This is a genomic window from Faunimonas sp. B44 (assembly GCF_052655945.1).
Window position 1 is genome coordinate 49,795 of the sequence record NZ_JBQYEX010000012.1, and the last position, 18,005, is coordinate 67,799.

Consider the following 18,005-nt stretch of genomic DNA (forward strand, 5'->3'; position numbering starts at 1 on the left):
CATGGTTCGGGCCGAACGGCCCGGTTCAGATGATCGCACCCTTGCGCGTCTCACGCCCGGTCAGGCAGCCGAACAGGTCCTCGTCGCTGATGCGTCCGGTGATGCGGCCGTCCTCCTCGACGAGGAACGGACCGGCATGCTTCAGGCGGGCCTCGATGAGGGCACGGAGCGGCGTCGCGCACCCGACGCTGACGAATGCGCCCGGCGGGGCCGATCCGATCCGGTCGAGCGGAATGCAGACGGCCTCTTCGCCGTCGCGCCATGCCTGCCCCTGTCGGCTCGCGGCCAGTTCCTCGCTCACCCGCACGCGCCCGTCCACCTCCGCCGGCGGGCTGGCGAGCGGCGTCATGACCTCGCGGGCGCGGAGCACGTTCAGCGGGTTCATGTGCGCGACGAACTCGCGGACGTAGTCGCAGGAGGGCCGCAGCACGATCTCCTGCGGGCTTCCCACCTGCACGATCGATCCGCCCTCCATGATCGCGATCCGGGTCCCGATCTTCAACGCTTCGTCCAGGTCGTGGCTCACGAAGATCATCGTGCGGTCGAGCTGGCGCTGAAGCGCGAGCAGTTCGTCCTGCAGGCGCACGCGGATGAGCGGGTCGAGCGCCGAGAACGGCTCGTCCATCAGGAGGAGCGGTGCCTCGGTCGCAAACGCCCGGGCGAGGCCGACGCGCTGCTGCATGCCGCCGGAGAGCTCGTTGACCTTCTTGTCGCCCCAGCCGGAAAGGCCGACCAGGTCGAGCTGCCGCGCCACCCGTTCGCCGCGCCTCGAGCGCGCCATACCGTCGAGCTCGAGACCGAGCGCCACGTTGTCCGAAACCGAGCGCCACGGCAGCAGCGCGAATTGCTGGAACACCATGGCGATCCGCCGCCGCCTGAGTGCGCGCAGGCGCCGCGCGCCGCAGCCGTGGACGTCGACGGTCTCCGCGCCGTCGCGGACGAGGACCTGCCCGCGGGTGACGGCGTTGAGGCCGTTCACCGCCCGCACCAGCGTCGACTTTCCGGATCCCGACAGTCCCATCAGGACGACGATCTCGCCCTCGAACACGTCGAGGCTCGCCTGCTTCACCCCGACGATCTGACCGGTCTGCGCATGGATCTCGCTCCGCGTCCGCCCGGCGTCGATGAGCGGCAGCGCGCGCTGCGGCTCGTCGCCGAACACGATGTCGACCGCGCGGAACGAGACGAGCGGCTGTCGCGCGTCCCCGTTCATCGCGACGCCTCGCCCGATCGCCTGAAGAAGCGGTCGAGGATGATGGCGATCAGCACGATCGCGACGCCCACCTCGAAGCCGCGGGCGATGTTCACCTGGTTGAGGGCGCGCAGCGTCGGGACGCCGAGCCCGTCGGCGCCGACCAGCGCCGCGATGACTACCATGGAGAGCGACAGCATGATCGTCTGCGTGAGCCCCGCCATGATCTGCGGCATGGCCCAGGGCAGCTCCACCTTCCAGAGCCGCTGCCAGGACGTGGCGCCGAACGCGTCCGCGGCCTCGACGAGATGCCTCGGGGTGGAGCTCACGCCGAGCTGCGTCAGGCGGATCGGCGCGGGCAGCGCGAAGATCACCGTCGCGATGAGGCCCGGCACCATGCCGAGGCCGAAGAGGATGAGCGCCGGGATGAGATAGACGAAGGTCGGGATCGTCTGCATCAGATCGAGCACGGGCCGGATCGCGGTCATCAGCCACGGCCGGCGCGCGGCCAGGATCCCGATCGGCACCCCGACCGCCATGCAGATGATTGCGGAGGAGAGGACGAGCGCCAGCGTCTCCGTCGTCTCCTTCCAGTAGCCCTGGTTGATGATGAGGAGCAGGCCGGCCCCGACGAAGACGGGAAAGCCGAGCGAGCGGCGAAGGGCGAAGGCGAGCGCGACGGCGAGGCCGACGATCACGAAGGGATGCGGCGTCTTCAGCAGCCACAGGATGGCGTCGATCATGGTCCGCAGCACGTCCGCGACCGCGTCGAAGAAGGCGGCGCCGTTGGCGGTCAGCCAATCCACTCCGGACTGCGCCCACCGGCCGATCGGAACTTTATGGCCGGTCAGCCAGTCCATGCCGCCCTGCGCTCACCGGCTCCGGATCATGAGCCGAGGCTGGCCCTCACCGCCTCCAGGCCATCCTTCCCGTCGATGGTCTTCACCCCCTCCAGCCAGGGCGCGAGGACGTCCGGATGCGCAGCCAGCCATTCCTTCGCGGCGATCTCGGCGTCCTTCCCGTCGTCGAGGATGGCGCCCATGATCTCGTTCTCCATCGGCAGCGTGAAGCTCAGCTGGTCGAGCAGGCGGCCGACGTTCGGGCACTCGTTCACGAAGCCCTTGCGGACGTTGGTGTAGACCGTCGCGCCGCCGTAATCCGGGCCGAACACGTCGTCGCCGCCGGCGAGATACTCGAGCTCCAGGGAGGCGTTCATCGGGTGCGGCGCCCAGCCGAGAAAAACGATCGGCTGCTTGCGCTGCACGGCGCGCTTCACCTGCGCGAGCATGCCCTGCTCGGAGGATTCCACCAGCTCGAACCCGTTCAACCCGAACTGGTCCTTCTCGATCATGTCGAGGATCAGCCGGTTGCCGTCATTGCCCGGCTCGATGCCGTATATCTTGCCCTGCAGGTCGTCCTTGAACTTCGCGATGTCCTCGAAGCTCTTCAGGCCCGCCTCGAACGTGTAGCGCGGGACGGCCAGCGTGTACTTCGCCCCCTCGAGATTCGCGCCCAGCGTCTCCACCGACCCGTCATCGCGGTATGGGGCGATGTCGGCCTCCATCGTCGGCATCCAGTTTCCGAGGAAGACGTCGATGTCGTTGTTCTTGAGGGAAGCGTACGTCACCGGCACCGACAGCACCTTCACGTCCGCACTGTATCCGAGCGCTTCCAGCACCACGGAGGCGACACCCGTCGTCGCCGTGATGTCCGTCCAGCCGACGTCCGAGAAGCGCACGGTCCGGCAACTGTCCGGGTCCTGGGCGAGCGCGGGTGCCGCCGAAAGGCCGAGCACGAGCAGAGCGCCTGCGAGCGCGCAGTTGCGGCGTGCCATGGATCCCTCCCGGAAGAACACGTTCGAAGCGCCGCATCGAACCATCCTTTGCCGCGGGAGGCAAGGAAGCCTTGATTGATCGATCAATCAAGAAAAGCTAGGGTCGCTGCATGTGGCGCGTCCGGTCGCGTTCGCATCTGCAGGAGCTTGTCTTGCCGCGCACAGGCATGGAGCCGATCCGCCGCAAGGCGCTGATATCGGCGGCGATCGACACGATCCACGAGCGGGGCATGGCCCAGGTCACGATGGGCGAGATCGCCCGGCGCGCCGGCGTGTCGGCGGCGCTCGCCCATCACTATTTCGGCGGCAAGGACGACCTCCTCCTCGCGACCATGCGCCATCTCCTCTCCGAGCTCGGCGAGGAGATCCAGGCCCGCCTGTCGGGGGCCCGGTCTCCGGAAGAGCGGATCTCGGCCATCGTGCGGGGCAACTTCGCGCCGTGCCAGTTCCGGCCCGCGGTGATCTCCGCCTGGCTCGCCTTCTACGTCCAGGCGCAGACGGATCCCGAGGCGAGACGGCTCCTGAGGGTCTACACCAAGCGCCTCGAGAGCAATCTCCTGCACGCGCTGCGGGAGCTGACGACGCGCGAGCACGCCGTCGGGATCGCCGAAATGGCCGCTGCCCTGATCGACGGGCTCTGGATCAGGCGGTCGCTCGCCGAGGCGGGTCCGGATCACGAGGGTGCCGTCGCGCTGGTCGAGTCCGCCGTCTGGCGGGCCTTGAGGCGGGCATGAGCGCGCCGGAGGCCGATTACGTCATCGTCGGGGCTGGCTCCGCCGGCTGCGCCCTCGCCCATCGCCTCTCCGAAGACGGCCAGCACAGCGTGCTCGTGCTGGAGTATGGCGGGACCGACGCAGGCCCCTTCATCCAGATGCCGGCCGCCTTCTCGATCCCGATGAACACGCGGCGCTACGATTGGGGCTTCCGCACCGAACCCGAGCCCCATCTCGGGGGGCGCCGCCTCGTCTGCCCGCGCGGCAAGGTGATCGGCGGCTCGTCCTCGGTGAACGGCATGGTCTTCGTGCGCGGCCACGCGCTCGATTTCGCGCGCTGGGAAGAGGCCGGCGCGAAAGGCTGGGCCTATCGCGACGTCCTGCCCTACTTCAAGCGGATGGAGACGAGCCACGGCGGCGAGGACGGCTGGCGCGGCCGCGAAGGCCCGCTGCACGTCACCCGCGGCGGCGGCCTCAATCCGCTCTACAGCGCCTTCGTCCAGGCAGGGGTCGAGGCCGGGTACGGCGCGACGGAGGATTACAACGGCCACCGCCAGGAGGGCTTCGGCCCGATGGAGATGACCGTGTGGCAGGGTCGCCGCTGGTCGGCCGCCAATGCGTATCTCCGGCCCGCGCTCCGCCGCCCCAACGTCGCGATCGTGACCGGTGCCCATGTCGAGCGGGTGACGTTCGAGGGGCGGCGCGCCACGGGCGTCTCCGTCCGCCGCTGCGGCCGCCTGCAGTCCGTCCGCGCCCGCAAGGAGGTGATCCTCGCCGCCTCCGCAATCAATTCGCCCAAGATCCTGATGCTGTCGGGCATCGGCCCGGCCGGGCACCTGCGCGCCGCCGGCATCGACGTGCTGGTTGACCGGCCCGGCGTCGGCGGCAATCTGCAGGATCATCTTGAGGTATATGTCCAGCAGCATTGCAGCCAGCCGATCACCCTCAACGCCCATCTCGGGCTCATGGCGCGCGCCCGTATCGGGCTCGAATGGCTCGCCTTCCGTACCGGCCTCGGCGCGACGAACCATTTCGAATCCTGCGCCTTCGTCCGCTCGCGGCCGGGCATCCGCTATCCCGACCTCCAGATGCATTTCCTGCCGGCGGCGGTCCGCTACGACGGACGGGCGGCTGCGCAGGCGCACGGTTTCCAGGTCCATGTCGGTCCGATGCGCTCGCCGTCCCGCGGCACCGTGCGCCTGCGCGGCTCCGACCCGGCCGCCCCGCCCGCGATCCGCTTCAACTACATGAGCTCGGAGGAGGACTGGCGCGACTTCCGCAACGCGATCCGTCTCACCCGCGAGATCTTCGCACAACCCTCGCTTGGCTCGTTCTGCGGCGAGGAGATCGCGCCCGGCGAGGCGGCCCAATCCGACCAGGCGCTCGACGAATTCGTGCGGGAGCATGTCGAGAGCGCGTTCCACCCGTGCGGGACCTGCCGGATGGGTGATCCGGGCGACAATCTCGCGGTGGTCGATCCGGAGTGCCGGGTGCTCGGCGTGGAAGGCCTGCGCGTCGTCGATTCCTCGGTGTTTCCCGAGATCACCAACGGGAATCTCAACGCGCCGACGATCATGCTGGCGGAGAAGGCGGCCGATCACATCCTCGGCCGGGCGCTGCTCGCGCCGGAGGACCGGGAGCCGTGGCTCGCGCCGAACTGGGCATTCGCGCAGCGGTCCGACGGACCCGGCGCCCTCGCTTCCCCGGCGCTGCAGCCGGCGCAGCTGGCGAGCGCATGACCAGTCCGGCATACAGCCGGAAAAATGGATGTACGAAATCTACTTAATCGGAACCGCCTCAAGGTTGCGCCCATTGCCCCCGTCCGCAACAGGAGGCGCCGATGTTCTTCAACGACCCCAAGCTGCAATTCCCCGTCCGGGTGGAGAAGCCCGACCCCCGCTTTGCCCGCGCCCTGCAGCAGGCGATCGGCGGCGTGGAGGGCGAGATCCGCGTCTGCATGCAGTATCTCTTCCAGGGCTGGAGTGCCCGCGGGCCGAAGAAGTACCGGGACATGCTGCTGACCACCGGCACCGAGGAGATCGGGCACATCGAGATGCTCGCGACGGCGGTCGCGCTCAACCTCGAGAACGCGCCGCTCTCGCTCCAGGAGGAGATGGCGGCCGATCCCGTCGCCGGCTCCGTGATGAACGGCATGGCCATGAAGCACATCCTGTCGAGCGGCCTCGGCGCCATGCCGGTCGATTCCGACGGCGTGCCGTTCGACATGTCGCACGTCTATGCGAGCGGCAACACGGCCGCCGACATGCTTGCCAACGTCATGGCCGAATCGACCGGGCGCGCCCTCGCGGTGCGCCTCCACAACATGACCGACGATCCCGGCATGAAGGAGATGCTGCAGTTCCTGATCGCGCGCGACACCATGCACCAGAACCAGTGGCTGGCAGCGATCGAGGACATGGGTGGCCTCGCTTCCGCCATGCCCATTCCGAACAGCCATCCCCGGAGCGAGGAGAACCAGGAGTTCAACTACGTCTTCCTCGGCTTCGACAAGGACGGCGCGGAGCCGGTGCAGGGCCGCTGGAGCTCCGGCACGTCGATGGACGGCAAGGGCGAGTTCACCAGCCGGCCGATGCAGCCGCTCGGCGAGGTGCCCGACCTCGGACCCGCCCGTCCGAAATCCGGCGCGCAGTCCGAGCAGGAGAGCCTCGCCGGCCGCCTGAAGGAGAAGCTCCTCTGACCGGAGCGCGTCTGCCCGGCTGAGCCCTTCAGCCGCGCTTTCCGGCCGGTGCAGTCCGCTGCACCGGCCTCGCTCGGCGGAGCCCTGAGCCGTCAGCGCTTCTTCGGATGCGCCTTGCGCATGACCGGGGACGTCACCTGGTCGGAGACGTGGATGTCCCAGACCTCGGCGCGGTCGCCGGCCTGGAACGCCTCGGCCAGCTGCTCGAACTGCCCGGGCTCCGTCACGACCGCGCCGGCGAGCCCGAAGCCGCGCGCGAGCGCGCCGAGATCGCCCCGTCCGAAGACGGCGCCGCCGTCGTCCAGGCCGTCGGCCCGCAGCTTGTGGATCTCGGAGCCGTAGGCGCCGTCGTTCAGGACGCAGAACAGGATCTTGAGGCCGTGGCGGCGCACCGTCTCGAGCTCCTGCACGTGCATCAGGAACCCGCCGTCGCCATCGACCAGCACCACATTGTTGTCCGGTCGCGCCGTCGCGACGCCGACCGCGTAGGACAGCCCGTTCCCGATCGCGCCGAACTCCCGGATGGTGTGGAAGTTCTCCGCCCGTCGCCCGCGCATCTGGGCGTGGAAATAGGAGCAGTGGCCGGATCCGCTGACGATCTCCCACGTCTTCGGGATCGCGCGGTCGAGTGCTGCGACCGCCTCGCGCGGGTCCATCACCCCCGGCTCCACCGCGAATTCGGTGCTGTCCGCTGGCTCCTCCGCGATCCGCCGTGCGAGTTCCGGCGTGCGCCACGCGGCCGGCCGCCTGCCGCGCGCCTCGAGCGCCGCGACGAGGGCGGCGAGGCCGATCTTCGCGTCGGATTCGAGGTGGAGGTCGGCCGCCTTCCGGCCGTGCCGCAGCCCGAGCGGCTCGACGTCCACGTGGAGCACACGGGCATTGCGAAAGAGCGATCCGCCGTCGGCGGTATAGTGCGACAGGCTCGCGCCGACCGCCACGATCAGGTCGGCCTCGCCGAACAGCTCGCGGCCGACCTCGCGCGCGAAGCCCCCGGAGATGCCGATGCCGAACGGGTGGTGGTCGAACATGCCGCGCACGGGCAGCGTGGTCGCGAGCATCCCGCCGCAGAGATCGGCGAGCGCCACGCACTCCGCCTCGGCGCCGGACCGCAGCACGCCGCGCCCCGCCACGACGATGACGCGATCCGACGCGGCGATCGCCGCGGCCGCCTGCTCCAGGTCGGCCGGATGCGGCGTGCGCGGCTTCGTGTCCGGGATGAACGCGGCCGATGGCACATATTCGTGGGGGGTCGGCAAGGTCTGCTTCTGGAGGTCGTACGGGACGCCGAGCACGACCGGTCGCCTCTCCGTGCGCGCGATGTAGAAGGCCTCGCGGACGAGCTCCAGCATCCGCTTCTTGCTGGTGGCCGAGATGTAATGCGCCCCGGTCGCTGCGACGACCGGCGCCTGGTCGATGCGCTGGTTGTAGAAGCTGGCGTCGATCGGGACGTCGCCGGAAAAGACGACAAGCGGCACGCGCGCCTGCGCGGCGGTGGCGAGCGCGGTGCTGAGCTGCGTCAATCCCGGCCCGCAGGTCACCGAAGCTACGCCGACCTTGCCGCTCGCAAGCGCGTAGCCCATCGCCATTGCGGCCGCGCAGTGCTCGTGCCGGACATGGTAGGTGCGCACGCCCGGCTCTTCGGAAAGCGCCGTGGCCCAGTGCATGTTGCCGTCGCCCATCAGCGTGAAGAGCGTTTCCACGCCCTCGGCCGCGAAGGCGCGGGCAAGGTGGACATAGGCCGGGGCATCGGCCGATCCCGTTTGCACCGGAGCGGGAGCGTCGTTCATTCTCGCGGGTCTCCTTGCCAATGCCGGGCTCGCCCGGCTCGCCTGCCGTCGGCTGGACAGCGCGATTGCCGCCTTGCCGGTATCGTGCGCCACGACGCCCTCGCGGAGGTGAGGCTGTGCGCAGCCGAACGCAAGCGCATACAGCAGTTGGCTCGGGACTCGGCAAGCCCGCGTGGTGCCGTGCGGGCGCGTTCGTTATCTGGCGACGAAGGGAATAATCTCGCAAGCCGTGCCCGACGAGCCGGCCCGTGCCGGCATCGGGCGGTCCGAGGGGAGCGATTCCGCCGCGGGCGCTTCGTCGCTCAACGTGCCGAGGTTGCGCGCGAGCAGCCCGAGCTGATCGACGAAGGCATCCAGGAAGGCGCTCGGCACCGCGATCCGGTCGAGCAGGACGCCCGCGCCCATTTCCTGTGCGCCCATCGTGCGCGAGCCGTTCACGACTGCCGTCAGCCAGCTGTGCGCCGCGGCCGCCCACTCGCCCGCATCGCGGATGATCTCCCGCTCCGAGACCGCGTCACCTTCTGGCCCGACCGTCATCCAAGTTCCTTCCCGCAGGTTGATTCGTCCCGGTGCGATCAGAGCGCCCTGCTGGTTATCGAGGTGTTTACGCGGCGCAGTTCTTCGCGGTCCGAGGCAAACCCGCCACGACGGCTCAGACCCGCCGGCCCGTTTCCGGATCGAAGAGCTTGGCCTTCGCCATGTTGGCCGAAAAGCGGAAAGGCGCACCTTCCGGCACCGCCTCCTCCGGGCGCACCCGCGCGATCGCCTCGCCCTCGCCGAGCGCGAAGACCAGCATCGTGTCCGGCCCCGTCGGCTCCACCACCTCCACGGGCCGCTCGAACGTGAAGAGCTCGCTCGCTCCCTCCCCGCTCCGCGGCCCTGTAATCGCCTCCGGCCGGAGACCGAGGTCGAGGTCCTTCCCCTCGTAGGGGGCCACGCGCCCGGCGAGCCGCGCAGGCACGGGGAACCGGATCGTCTCGCCCTTCCCGCCCGGGACGGCGACGAAGAGGCCGTCCTCGCGCACGACCCGGCCGCGCACGATGTTCATCGGGGGCGAGCCGATGAAGCCCGCCACGAAGAGGTCGATCGGGCTTTCGTAGATCTCCTCGGGCGGCGCGAACTGGCGGATGTGGCCGGCGTCCATCACGGCGATGCGGGAGGCGAGCGTCATCGCCTCGATCTGGTCGTGGGTGACGTAGATCATCGTCTTGCCGAGCCGGTGGTGCAGCTTCTTGATCTCGGTCCGCGTCTCGATGCGGAGCTTGGCGTCGAGGTTCGACAGCGGCTCGTCGAAGAGGAACACCTCCGGCTGCCGGACGAGCGCGCGCGCCATCGCCACGCGCTGGCGCTGACCGCCGGAAAGCTCCGCGGGCCTGCGGTCGAGCAGCGGCTCGATGTGCAGGAGCCCTGTCACCTCGGCGACCGCCTCGTCCTGCCGCGCCCGCGGGACGCCCCGCGTCTCCATGCCGAACACGATGTTCTTCCGCACCGTCTTCGTCGGGTAGAGCGAGTAGGACTGGAACACCATGGCGATGTCGCGGTCGCGCGGCGGCACGTCGTTGACGCGCCGGTCGCCGATGAAGATGTCGCCGCCGCTCACCGTCTCCAGTCCCGCCACCAGATTGAGGAGCGTCGACTTTCCGCATCCCGACGGGCCGACGAGCACGACGAACTCGCCGGGCTCCAGTTCCAGGCTGATGCCCTTCAGCACCTCCGTCGCGCCGAACCGCTTCCAGACGTTCTCGAGCCGCACGCCGGCCATCGCTCACCCCTTCACCGCACCGGCGGCGAGGCCGCGCACGAAATATTTCCCGGCAAGCACGTAGACCGCCAGCGTCGGCAAGGCGGCGATGATCGCCGCCGCCATGTCGACGTTGTATTCCTTCACCCCCGTCGAGCTTGCGACGAGGTTGTTGAGCGCCACCGTCGCCGGGTTGCTGGCGCCGACGGTGAAGGCGCTGCCGAACAGGAAATCGTTCCAGATCTGCGTGAACTGCCAGATGATCGTGACGACTAAAGCCGGCGGCGCCATCGGCAGCAGCACGCGGAAGAAGATGCCGAAGAAGCCGGCGCCGTCGATCCGCGCCGCGTTCACGATGCCGTCCGAGACGCCGACGAAGAAGCTCCGGAAGAACAGCGTCGTGAAGGCGAGGCCGTAGACGGTGTGGACCAGCACGAGCCCCGACACCGTGCCGGCGAGGCCGAGCGCGCCGAGCGTCCGCGCCATCGGCAGCAGCACGACCTGGAACGGGATGAAGGCGCCGAAGAGCATGAGGCCGAACACGAGGTCGGCGCCGCGGAAGCGCCACTTGGTCAGCACGTAGCCGTTGAAGGCGCCGAGCATGGTCGAGATCAGCACGGCCGGCACGACCATCAGGACGGAGTTCCAGATGTAGGGCTTCAGCCCCTCGCAGCGCACCCCGACGCAGGCGGAGTCCCACGCCCTCAGCGTCGGCTCGAGCGTCGGCTGCCGCGGCAGGCTGATCAGCGTCCCGGTCCGGATCTCGTCGAGCGGCTTCAGCGCCGTCGCGACCATCACGAAGAGCGGCATCAGGTAGTAGAGCGCGAAGAGGCCGAGGATCGCGAAGAGGAGATAGCGGAGCAGGCGGCTGCCGATGCCGGACGGGCGGACGATCCCGCCTTCCGCCCGCGCGCTCACTTCGGCCCCCCGCGGAGCTCCGAATAGAGATAGGGCACCATGATCGCGATGATCGTGACGAGCATCATCACCGCGCTCGCCGCCGCCAGCCCCAGTTCGCTGCGCTGGAACGCGTAGGCGTACATGAAGGTCGCCGGCAGGTCGGTCGCGATTCCCGGCCCGCCCCCGGTGAGGGCGACGACCAGGTCGAAGCTCTTGATGGCGAGATGCGCGAGCACGATGAAGGCGGACAGGAACACCGGCCGGAGCATCGGCAGGACGATGCGCGTATAGGTCCGCACCGGCCCGGCGCCGTCGATCGCCGCCGCCTTCAGGATCTCGTCGTCGACCGAGCGCAGGCCGGCCAGGAAGAGCGCCATGACGTAGCCCGACGACTGCCAGACGCCGGCGATCACCACCGTGTAGATCGCCATGTCGCGGTCGATGAGCCAGTCGAACCGGAAGCTCTCGAAGCCCCAGTCGTGCATCACCCGCTCGAGGCCGAGCCCCGGATTGAGGATCCACTTCCAGGCCGTGCCCGTCACGATGAAGGAGAGCGCCATCGGATAGAGGTAGATCGTGCGCAGCGTCCCCTCGATCCGGATGCGCTGGTCGAGCAGCACCGCGAGCACGATCCCGAGCGCGGTGCAGCCGAGCATGAAGAGCGAGCTGAAGATCGCGAGGTTCTTCAGCGCGATGTACCAGCGCGGCGTCGACCAGAGCCGCTCGTACTGGACGAGCCCGGCGAAATCGTAGTTCGGCAGGACGCCCGACTTCGTGAAGGAGATGTAGACCGTCCACAGGATGAAGCCGTAGACGAAGAAGAGCACCGCCGCGAAGGACGGCGCGAGCACCAGCTTCGGCATGAGCACGTCGAGCCGCCGCCATCGCGCGGCGAAACTGCCCCCGTGACCGGTCACGCGCCCCTCCTCCGCGAGAGCCCGCCGGCGCCTCTCGGGCGCCGGGGGAGCCGGCCGCTATCCTGCGCGCTCGACCGCTTCCACCAGCCGCTTGACGGCCTCGGCGGAGCTCATGTCCGAGTTGAAGTGCTCGGTGATGACGTCCAGGAACTCGCCGCGCACGGAGCGCGGGATCGCCATCTCGTGCGCCATGCTCGGCACGAGCGTGCCGGCCTCGATCGCCTTCGTCAGATCGTCGTGGGACTTCTTTGCGCAGTCGTCGAAGGCATCGAGCGGCACGTCGATGCGGGCCGGGATAGAGCCCTTGGCGAGGTTGAAGGTCCCCTGGAATTCCGGCGACATGATCAGGCTCGCCAGGACCTTCTGTCCCTCGACCCGATCCTCGCCCCTGACCTTGAACATGACGAAGCTGTCGGAGTTCAGGATGAAGGCGTCGCCCGGCGCGGCGGCGCAGACGAAGTCCGTCCCCGGCGCCTTGCCGGCGGCGAGGAACTCGCCCTTCGCCCAGTCGCCCATGATCTGGAACGCCGCCTCTCCGCGCATCACCATGCCGGTGGCGAGGTTCCAGTCGCGCCCGGAGAAGTTGGGGTCGACGAAGCCCCGCATCACGCGCATCTGGTCGAAGACCTTGACCATGGTGTCGCTCTGCAGCGCGTCCGCATCGAGCTCGACCAGCGCCTTACGGTAGAAGTCGGCGCCGCCGAGCCCGAGCGCCACCACCTCGAAGATGGTGGCGTCCTGCCAGGGCTGGCCGCCATGCGCGAGGGGGGTGATGCCGGCGGCCTTGATCGTCTCGGCAGCGGCGTTGAACTCGTCCCAGGTCGTGGGCACGCTCACGCCGGCCTTCTCGAGCACGGCCGGGTTCACCCACATCCAGTCGACGCGGTGGATGTTCACCGGCGCGGCGACGTACTTGCCCTCGTATTTCATGATGTCGGCGAGGACCGGGGGCAGCTTGTCGTCCCAGCCTTCGCGCGCCGCGACCTCCTCGATGTCGGCGACCGTTCCCTCGCGCGCCCATTCCTGGATGCCCGGCCCCTTGAGCTGGACGGCCGTCGGCGGGTTGCCGGCAACCACCCGGGCGCGCAGCGCGGTCATGGCCGGGTCGCCGCCGCCGCCCGCGATCGGCGAGTCGATCCACTTGCCGCCCTGCGCCTCGAAGGCCTTCTTCAGCTCGCCGACGGCCTTCGCCTCGCCGCCGGAAGTCCACCAGTGGAGCACCTCAACCGTGCCGGCCGCTTGCGCCGGGGCGGCCGCGACCGCCACCGCCGATGCCAGAAGCGCGCAAGAAACCGAGTGCCGAATAGCCATGTCTGCCTCCCGTTTATAGGGGCTCGGCCGCGGCTCGCGGCCCTGCCACGTTTCGGTCTTGAGCCGCCTTATAGCATCTGCTTTGATCCAGATCAGCAGCCCGCCCTCGCGCGCACAATCTGCGCGCGCAAGCTACCGGGGCGAGCCCGGGCTCTTCTCGCGCCGCCCGTCGGCCAGCTGGCCCGTTGACGCTAGGCCCTCAGCCGCGCGTTGCCGGGATCGTAGGGGCTCTCGGGAATGACGGTCGCCCGCCTGCGCTCGCCGAGGATCTGGATCTCCAGCTCCGTTCCGACCTCGCCGAACTCCGGACGCACCATGCCGAGGGCGAGCGACTTGCCGGTGCGCCAGCCGAAGCCGCCGTTCGTCGCGCGCCCGACGAGGTCGTCGCCCGCCCAGAGCGGCTCGGAGCCGCGCGCATCGGCATCCGTGACACCGTCGATCTCCATCGTCACGAAGCGCCAGCTGTCGCCCTCGGCATGCGCGCGCACCAGCGCGTCGCGGCCGAGGAAATCGCCCTTGTTCGGATGGACGAAGCGGTCGAGGCCGGATTCGTAGGCGGAATACTCGATCGAGAGTTCGCGCCCGACGAGCCGGTACGACTTCTCGATCGCCATCGACATCATCGCCCGGATACCGAACGGCCGGATCCCGTATTCCCGCCCCGCCTCCATCAGGAGGTCGAAGACCGCGTTCTGCGTCTCGATCCGGTGGTGGAGCTCCCAGCCGAGCTCGCCGACGAAATTCACGCGCAGCGCATGAGCCTGCGCGTGCCCAATGTCGATCCGCTTGCCCGTCAGCCACGGGAAGGCGGCGTTCGAGAGGTCGGCGCTCGTGAGCTTCTGCAGGACGTCGCGCGAGCGCGGGCCGGCGAGCACGAGCACGCCCCATTCGGTGGTCACCGGGCGCAATTGGACGCTGCCGTCGCCCGGCAGCGCCTTGGCGAGCACGTCGTGGTCGTGCCGCTCGAGCGCCCCCGCCGACACGAGATAGAAGCTCTCCGGCCCGGTCCGGTAGACCGTGAACTCCGACCGCACCCCGCCACGCACGGTCAACAAATGGCAGAGGTGGATGCGGCCGACCGCCTTCGGCACGCGGTTCGCCATCAGTCCGTCGAGCCAGGCTTCCGCGCCCGGCCCGCTGACGTAGCACTTGGCGAAGGCCGACATGTCCTGCAGGCCGACGCCCGAGGCGACGTTCCGCACCTCGTTTCCCACGTGCTCGAAATGGTTCGAACGCCGGAACGACCAGATCTCCTTCACCCGGCCGTCGGCATCCGGCTGCGGGTGGTTGTGGTTCAACAGGACGTCCGGCTTCTCGATCGAAGCGACGTCGATGCCGTAGCCCTCCGGCGCGAACCAGTTCGGCCGCTCCCAGCCGTAGACGGAGCCGAACACGGCGCCGAGCGCCTTCATCCGGTCGTAGCAGGGCGCGGTCTTCAGCGGCCGCCCGGCCGCGCGCTCCTCGTCCGGGTAATGCGGCGTGAAGACGTTGGCATAGGCCTCCTCGTTCTTCGCCTTGAGGTAGCCGCGCGAGGCGTAGGGGCCGAACCGGCGGGGATCGACGCCAAGCATGTCGATGGAGGGTTCCCCCTCCACGATCCACTCGGCGAGCTGCCAGCCCGCGCCGCCGGCGGCGGTGACGCCGAAGGAATGGCCCTCGTTCAGCCAGAAGTTCCTGAGTCCCCAGGCCGGCCCGACGATCGGCGAGCCGTCCGGCGTATAGGCGATGGCGCCGTTGTAGACCTTCTTGATGCCGACCTCGCCGAAGGCGGGCACGCGCGCGATCGCCGTCTCGATATGCGGCATCAGGCGCTCCAGATCCTCCTGGAAGAGCTCGTACTCGCTGTCCGCCGACGGCCCGTCGACGTAGCAGGCCGGCGCGCCCTTCTCGTACGGCCCGAGCAGGAGCCCGCCCGCCTCCTCGCGCATGTACCAGGAGGAATCGCTCTCGCGCAGGACCCCCATCTCGGGCAGGCCTCGATGCCGGCGTTCCAGGATGGCCGGGTGCGGCTCGGTCACGATGTACTGGTGCTCGACCGGCATGACCGGCACGTCGAGCCCGACCATCGCCCCGGTCTGCCGGGCGAAGTTGCCGGTCGCGGAGACGACGTGCTCGGCGACGATGTCGCCCTTGTCGGTGCGCACCAGCCATTCGCCGCCGGGCCGCCGCGCGATGCCGGTCACCGCCGTGCTGCGGTGGATTTCGGCGCCGCGGCTGCGCGCGCCCTTGGCGAGCGCCTGCGTAAGGTCGGCCGGCTGGATGTAGCCGTCGTCGGGGTGCTGGATCGCGCCGATGATGCCGTCCGTCTCGCAGAGCGGCCAGATCGCCTTCACCTCGTCCGGCGTCAGCACGTTCACGTCGACGCCGATCGTGCGCGCCACGCCGGCATAGTACATGTACTCGTCCCAGCGGTCCCGGGTCCGCGCCAGGCGGATGTTGGAGCAGACCGAGAAGCCGACGTTCTGGCCGGTCTCGGCCTCCAGCGTCTTGTAGAGCGCGACCGAGTACTTGTGGATCTGGCCGACCGAATAGCTGAGGTTGAAGAGCGGAAGCAGGCCCGCGGCATGCCAGGTGGAGCCCGACGTGAGCTCCTTGCGCTCGAGGAGGACGACGTCCGCCCAGCCCTTCCTGGCCAGGTGGTAAAGCGTGGAGACGCCGACCACCCCGCCGCCGATCACCACGACCCGCGCGTGCGACTTCATGATTGCCGTCCCCTCTTCAGCCCCCGCTCATCGGCCATAGGTCGCGGGGAGGCGGCGCACTGACCCGGCAACGACATCCGCCGTCGCGGTCACGCTGCAGTCCGGGTCGCTCCCACGCCTGCCGCCAGGTCCGGCCTGCCCGCGGCGCGCGCGGCCGCCGTGACGGTGTTCGCCATCAGCATCGCGATCGTCATCGGGCCGACGCCCCCCGGAACCGGCGTGATCGCCCCGGCGACCGTGGACGCCTCGTCGAACGCCACGTCGCCGACGAGGCGCGTCCGACCCTCGCCGAGGTCGGGCGCCGCCACGCGGTTGATGCCGACGTCGATGACGCAGGCGCCGGGCTTCACCCAGCCGCCGCGGATCATCTGCGGCCGCCCGACCGCGGCGACGAGGATGTCGGCGCGCCGGCAGACGGAAGGCAGGTCGCGGGTCCGGCTGTGCGCGATCGTGACAGTGCAGTTCTCCCGCAGGAGAAGCTGGGCCACGGGCTTGCCCACGATGTTGGAGCGCCCGACGACCACCGCCTCCAGGCCGGAGAGGTCGCTCCCCAGTGCGGACTTCGCCAGGATCACGGAGCCCGCCGGCGTGCACGGGACCAGGGCGCCCGGAGCACCGGTGGAAAGGCGGCCTACATTCACCGGGTGGAAGCCGTCGACGTCCTTCTCCGGTGCGATTGCGAGCAGCACCTTCTGCTCGTCGACATGGTCCGGGAGCGGAAGTTGCACGAGGATGCCGTGGATGGCCGGGTCGCGGTTGAGGGATGAGACGAGCGCCAGCACGTCCGCCTCGCTGGTCGAGGCCGGCAGCGTGTGCTGCTCGGAGTGGAAGCCGCATTCGTGCGCCTTGGCGCTCTTGTTGCGGACGTAGACCTGGCTTGCGGGGTTCTCGCCCACGAGCACCACGGCGAGCCCCGGCTTGACTGCGAGCGCGCTCATCAGCCGGTCGCGCGCTTCCTTCACCTGCTCGATGATGCCGGCGGCGACCGCCTTGCCGTCGATGATCCGCGCCTGCTCTCCGCCGCCCTCTGCCATTCCGTCCTCCGCTGCGATGACGAGCGGTTTAGAGGGATCGCGGCGCGGAGGCAAAGCCGCCCGGGAACCGGAATGGCCTGCCGCTGCAAAGGAAGGAGCCGCCGGATCGCTCCGGCGGCTCCCGCTCCCGAAGAATTCTGAGTCAGACGCGCGGGCTGCGGCCCCGCATCGCGCCGGCGATCGCAGAGATCAAGAAGAGCGCGATCGCGACGAAGAAGATCAGCTTGGAGATACCGACAGCCGTGCCGGCGATGCCGCCAAAACCAAGGACCGCGGCGATGAGCGCGATCACCAGGAACGTCAGTGCCCAACCGAGCATTTGCAACCTCCGTATTGGCTCCGGCGCTACCGCCGTCGGCAGGAAAAACGCAGCAACACGGAATTGGTTCACCGGCGGACGAATTCTTCATCTGGTTGGCGTTGCCGCGGAGCGCCGTTCCCTTCCTCTTCAAACATGAGCATGAAGACCAGCACGAGCGTCTTCGCATCCTCGATCTCGCCGCGCCTCGCCGCCGCATAAAGCTCGTCGAGCGGCATTTCGACGATCTCGATGGCCTCCCCTTCGTGCTCGTTGCCGCCGCCCTCCGTCTTCCTGTCGGCGCTCGAATAGGTGGCGAGGAAGAGGTGCATCCGCTCCGTCAGCGTACCCGCCGAAGGCAGGATGATCTGCACCGGCCGAAGGCTCTTCAGATGGAGCCCGAGTTCCTCCTCCGCCTCGCGCAGCGCGCATTCCTCCGGCGTCTCGCCCGCCTCCACGATGCCGGCGCAGGCCTCCAGCGGGTACGGATCGTGCCCGATGACCAGGAGCGGCGTGCGCAGCTGCCGCGCGAGGAGCGCGACCCGCCGCTCCGGATCGTAGGTCAGCACCACCGCCGCCTCGCCGTGGTCGATCACTTCCCGCTCGTGGCGCGTGACCGTGCCGTTCGGCAGCGTCTCCTCGACGGTGACCATGTCGAACCGGTTCCAGCCGTCATGGATCCGCCGTCGGCTGACGATCACGGCGTTCACGGACGGCAGGTCTGCGGGCTTGGTGTCCAAATGGCTTCTCCTCCGCCGGCCCCCTGCCGGCCCTTGTCGGGCACAGCCCTAGCGGGTTGCCGCCGGACGCGAAAGCCGGGCCCGATTTGTCCCGGTGCGGCCGTCCGAAAGCTGACCTATGCTGTCGGCTCCTCGGAG

The 18,005-nt window shown here is 69.2% G+C and carries 16 protein-coding genes; 3 read left to right on the forward strand and 13 right to left on the reverse strand.

Annotation, left to right across the window (positions count from 1 at the left end):
• Window positions 1-25: 25 nt before the first annotated feature.
• From choV to ACUN0C_RS16580, 3 genes are read right to left on the reverse strand one after another with little or no spacing between them, the layout of a single operon-like run.
• Window positions 26-1,213, reverse strand: a complete 1,188-nt coding sequence (gene choV, locus ACUN0C_RS16570; protein ID WP_445467509.1) for a choline ABC transporter ATP-binding protein — start codon at window positions 1,211-1,213, stop codon at window positions 26-28.
• A complete protein-coding gene (choW, locus tag ACUN0C_RS16575; RefSeq protein WP_445467510.1) occupies window positions 1,210-2,052 on the reverse strand; it encodes a choline ABC transporter permease subunit in 843 nt (280 codons plus the stop codon). Before choW ends, choV begins: the two co-directional genes overlap by 4 nt.
• 26 nt (window positions 2,053-2,078) lie before the next feature.
• On the reverse strand, window positions 2,079-3,026 hold the full coding sequence (locus ACUN0C_RS16580; protein WP_445467511.1) for a choline ABC transporter substrate-binding protein: 948 nt from the start codon (window positions 3,024-3,026) through the stop codon (window positions 2,079-2,081).
• A 152-nt stretch (window positions 3,027-3,178) separates the two neighbouring features.
• On the opposite strand from ACUN0C_RS16580, the gene betI reads away from it, so the two are divergent.
• The 3 genes from betI (at window position 3,179) to ACUN0C_RS16595 (ending at window position 6,437) form a co-directional block, all read left to right on the forward strand.
• Window positions 3,179-3,760, forward strand: coding sequence for a choline-binding transcriptional repressor BetI (betI, locus tag ACUN0C_RS16585; RefSeq protein ID WP_445467512.1), 582 nt, complete (start codon window positions 3,179-3,181; stop codon window positions 3,758-3,760).
• Window positions 3,757-5,478, forward strand: a complete 1,722-nt coding sequence (gene betA, locus ACUN0C_RS16590) for a choline dehydrogenase (RefSeq protein ID WP_445467513.1) — start codon at window positions 3,757-3,759, stop codon at window positions 5,476-5,478. Before betI ends, betA begins: the two co-directional genes overlap by 4 nt.
• Window positions 5,479-5,579: 101 nt before the next feature.
• Window positions 5,580-6,437 carry a manganese catalase family protein gene (locus tag ACUN0C_RS16595; RefSeq protein WP_445467514.1) on the forward strand — a complete coding sequence of 286 codons (858 nt, stop codon included), beginning with the start codon at window positions 5,580-5,582 and terminating at the stop codon, window positions 6,435-6,437.
• 92 nt (window positions 6,438-6,529) lie between these two features.
• On the opposite strand, the gene ACUN0C_RS16600 is transcribed toward ACUN0C_RS16595, so the two are convergent.
• The 10 genes from ACUN0C_RS16600 to ACUN0C_RS16645 form a co-directional block, all read right to left on the reverse strand.
• Window positions 6,530-8,224 carry a thiamine pyrophosphate-binding protein gene (locus ACUN0C_RS16600; RefSeq protein ID WP_445467515.1) on the reverse strand — a complete coding sequence of 565 codons (1,695 nt, stop codon included), beginning with the start codon at window positions 8,222-8,224 and terminating at the stop codon, window positions 6,530-6,532.
• 195 nt (window positions 8,225-8,419) lie between these two features.
• Window positions 8,420-8,761: a hypothetical protein gene (locus tag ACUN0C_RS16605; protein WP_445467516.1), complete on the reverse strand. Its 342-nt coding sequence runs from the start codon at window positions 8,759-8,761 to the stop codon at window positions 8,420-8,422.
• 115 nt (window positions 8,762-8,876) lie between these two features.
• Window positions 8,877-9,986, reverse strand: coding sequence for an ABC transporter ATP-binding protein (locus ACUN0C_RS16610; protein WP_445467517.1), 1,110 nt, complete (start codon window positions 9,984-9,986; stop codon window positions 8,877-8,879).
• A 3-nt stretch (window positions 9,987-9,989) separates the two neighbouring features.
• Window positions 9,990-10,883: a carbohydrate ABC transporter permease gene (locus tag ACUN0C_RS16615; RefSeq protein ID WP_445467518.1), complete on the reverse strand. Its 894-nt coding sequence runs from the start codon at window positions 10,881-10,883 to the stop codon at window positions 9,990-9,992.
• Window positions 10,880-11,728 carry a carbohydrate ABC transporter permease gene (locus tag ACUN0C_RS16620; protein ID WP_445467530.1) on the reverse strand — a complete coding sequence of 283 codons (849 nt, stop codon included), beginning with the start codon at window positions 11,726-11,728 and terminating at the stop codon, window positions 10,880-10,882. The genes ACUN0C_RS16615 and ACUN0C_RS16620 overlap by 4 nt, the downstream gene beginning before the upstream one ends.
• Window positions 11,729-11,839: 111 nt before the next feature.
• A complete protein-coding gene (locus ACUN0C_RS16625) occupies window positions 11,840-13,093 on the reverse strand; it encodes an ABC transporter substrate-binding protein (protein WP_445467519.1) in 1,254 nt (417 codons plus the stop codon).
• A gap of 191 nt (window positions 13,094-13,284) precedes the next feature.
• Complete coding sequence (locus ACUN0C_RS16630; RefSeq protein WP_445467520.1) at window positions 13,285-15,795, reverse strand: GcvT family protein; 2,511 nt, start codon at window positions 15,793-15,795, stop codon at window positions 13,285-13,287.
• 89 nt (window positions 15,796-15,884) lie between these two features.
• Window positions 15,885-16,829 (reverse strand): bifunctional methylenetetrahydrofolate dehydrogenase/methenyltetrahydrofolate cyclohydrolase FolD, encoded by a 945-nt coding sequence (gene folD, locus ACUN0C_RS16635; RefSeq protein WP_445467521.1) that lies wholly within the window; start codon window positions 16,827-16,829, stop codon window positions 15,885-15,887.
• A gap of 142 nt (window positions 16,830-16,971) precedes the next feature.
• Window positions 16,972-17,148, reverse strand: a complete 177-nt coding sequence (locus ACUN0C_RS16640; protein ID WP_445467522.1) for a DUF1328 domain-containing protein — start codon at window positions 17,146-17,148, stop codon at window positions 16,972-16,974.
• A gap of 68 nt (window positions 17,149-17,216) precedes the next feature.
• A complete protein-coding gene (locus tag ACUN0C_RS16645) occupies window positions 17,217-17,867 on the reverse strand; it encodes an NUDIX domain-containing protein (protein ID WP_445467523.1) in 651 nt (216 codons plus the stop codon).
• Window positions 17,868-18,005: the final 138 nt, after the last annotated feature.

What these genes read in the sequence shown, in the direction of transcription:
- ACUN0C_RS16580 (WP_445467511.1), bottom strand. Translation starts at nt 3,026, where the DNA reads ATGGCACGCCGCAACTGCGCGCTCGCAGGCGCTCTGCTCGTGCTCGGC.
- ACUN0C_RS16630 (WP_445467520.1), bottom strand. Translation starts at nt 15,795, where the DNA reads ATGAAGTCGCACGCGCGGGTCGTGGTGATCGGCGGCGGGGTGGTCGGC.
- betA (WP_445467513.1), top strand. Translation starts at nt 3,757, where the DNA reads ATGAGCGCGCCGGAGGCCGATTACGTCATCGTCGGGGCTGGCTCCGCC.
- choW (WP_445467510.1), bottom strand. Translation starts at nt 2,052, where the DNA reads ATGGACTGGCTGACCGGCCATAAAGTTCCGATCGGCCGGTGGGCGCAG.
- ACUN0C_RS16625 (WP_445467519.1), bottom strand. Translation starts at nt 13,093, where the DNA reads ATGGCTATTCGGCACTCGGTTTCTTGCGCGCTTCTGGCATCGGCGGTG.
- ACUN0C_RS16610 (WP_445467517.1), bottom strand. Translation starts at nt 9,986, where the DNA reads ATGGCCGGCGTGCGGCTCGAGAACGTCTGGAAGCGGTTCGGCGCGACG.
- ACUN0C_RS16640 (WP_445467522.1), bottom strand. Translation starts at nt 17,148, where the DNA reads ATGCTCGGTTGGGCACTGACGTTCCTGGTGATCGCGCTCATCGCCGCG.
- ACUN0C_RS16620 (WP_445467530.1), bottom strand. Translation starts at nt 11,728, where the DNA reads ATGCCGAAGCTGGTGCTCGCGCCGTCCTTCGCGGCGGTGCTCTTCTTC.
- ACUN0C_RS16595 (WP_445467514.1), top strand. Translation starts at nt 5,580, where the DNA reads ATGTTCTTCAACGACCCCAAGCTGCAATTCCCCGTCCGGGTGGAGAAG.
- choV (WP_445467509.1), bottom strand. Translation starts at nt 1,213, where the DNA reads ATGAACGGGGACGCGCGACAGCCGCTCGTCTCGTTCCGCGCGGTCGAC.
- folD (WP_445467521.1), bottom strand. Translation starts at nt 16,829, where the DNA reads ATGGCAGAGGGCGGCGGAGAGCAGGCGCGGATCATCGACGGCAAGGCG.
- ACUN0C_RS16600 (WP_445467515.1), bottom strand. Translation starts at nt 8,224, where the DNA reads ATGAACGACGCTCCCGCTCCGGTGCAAACGGGATCGGCCGATGCCCCG.
- ACUN0C_RS16605 (WP_445467516.1), bottom strand. Translation starts at nt 8,761, where the DNA reads ATGACGGTCGGGCCAGAAGGTGACGCGGTCTCGGAGCGGGAGATCATC.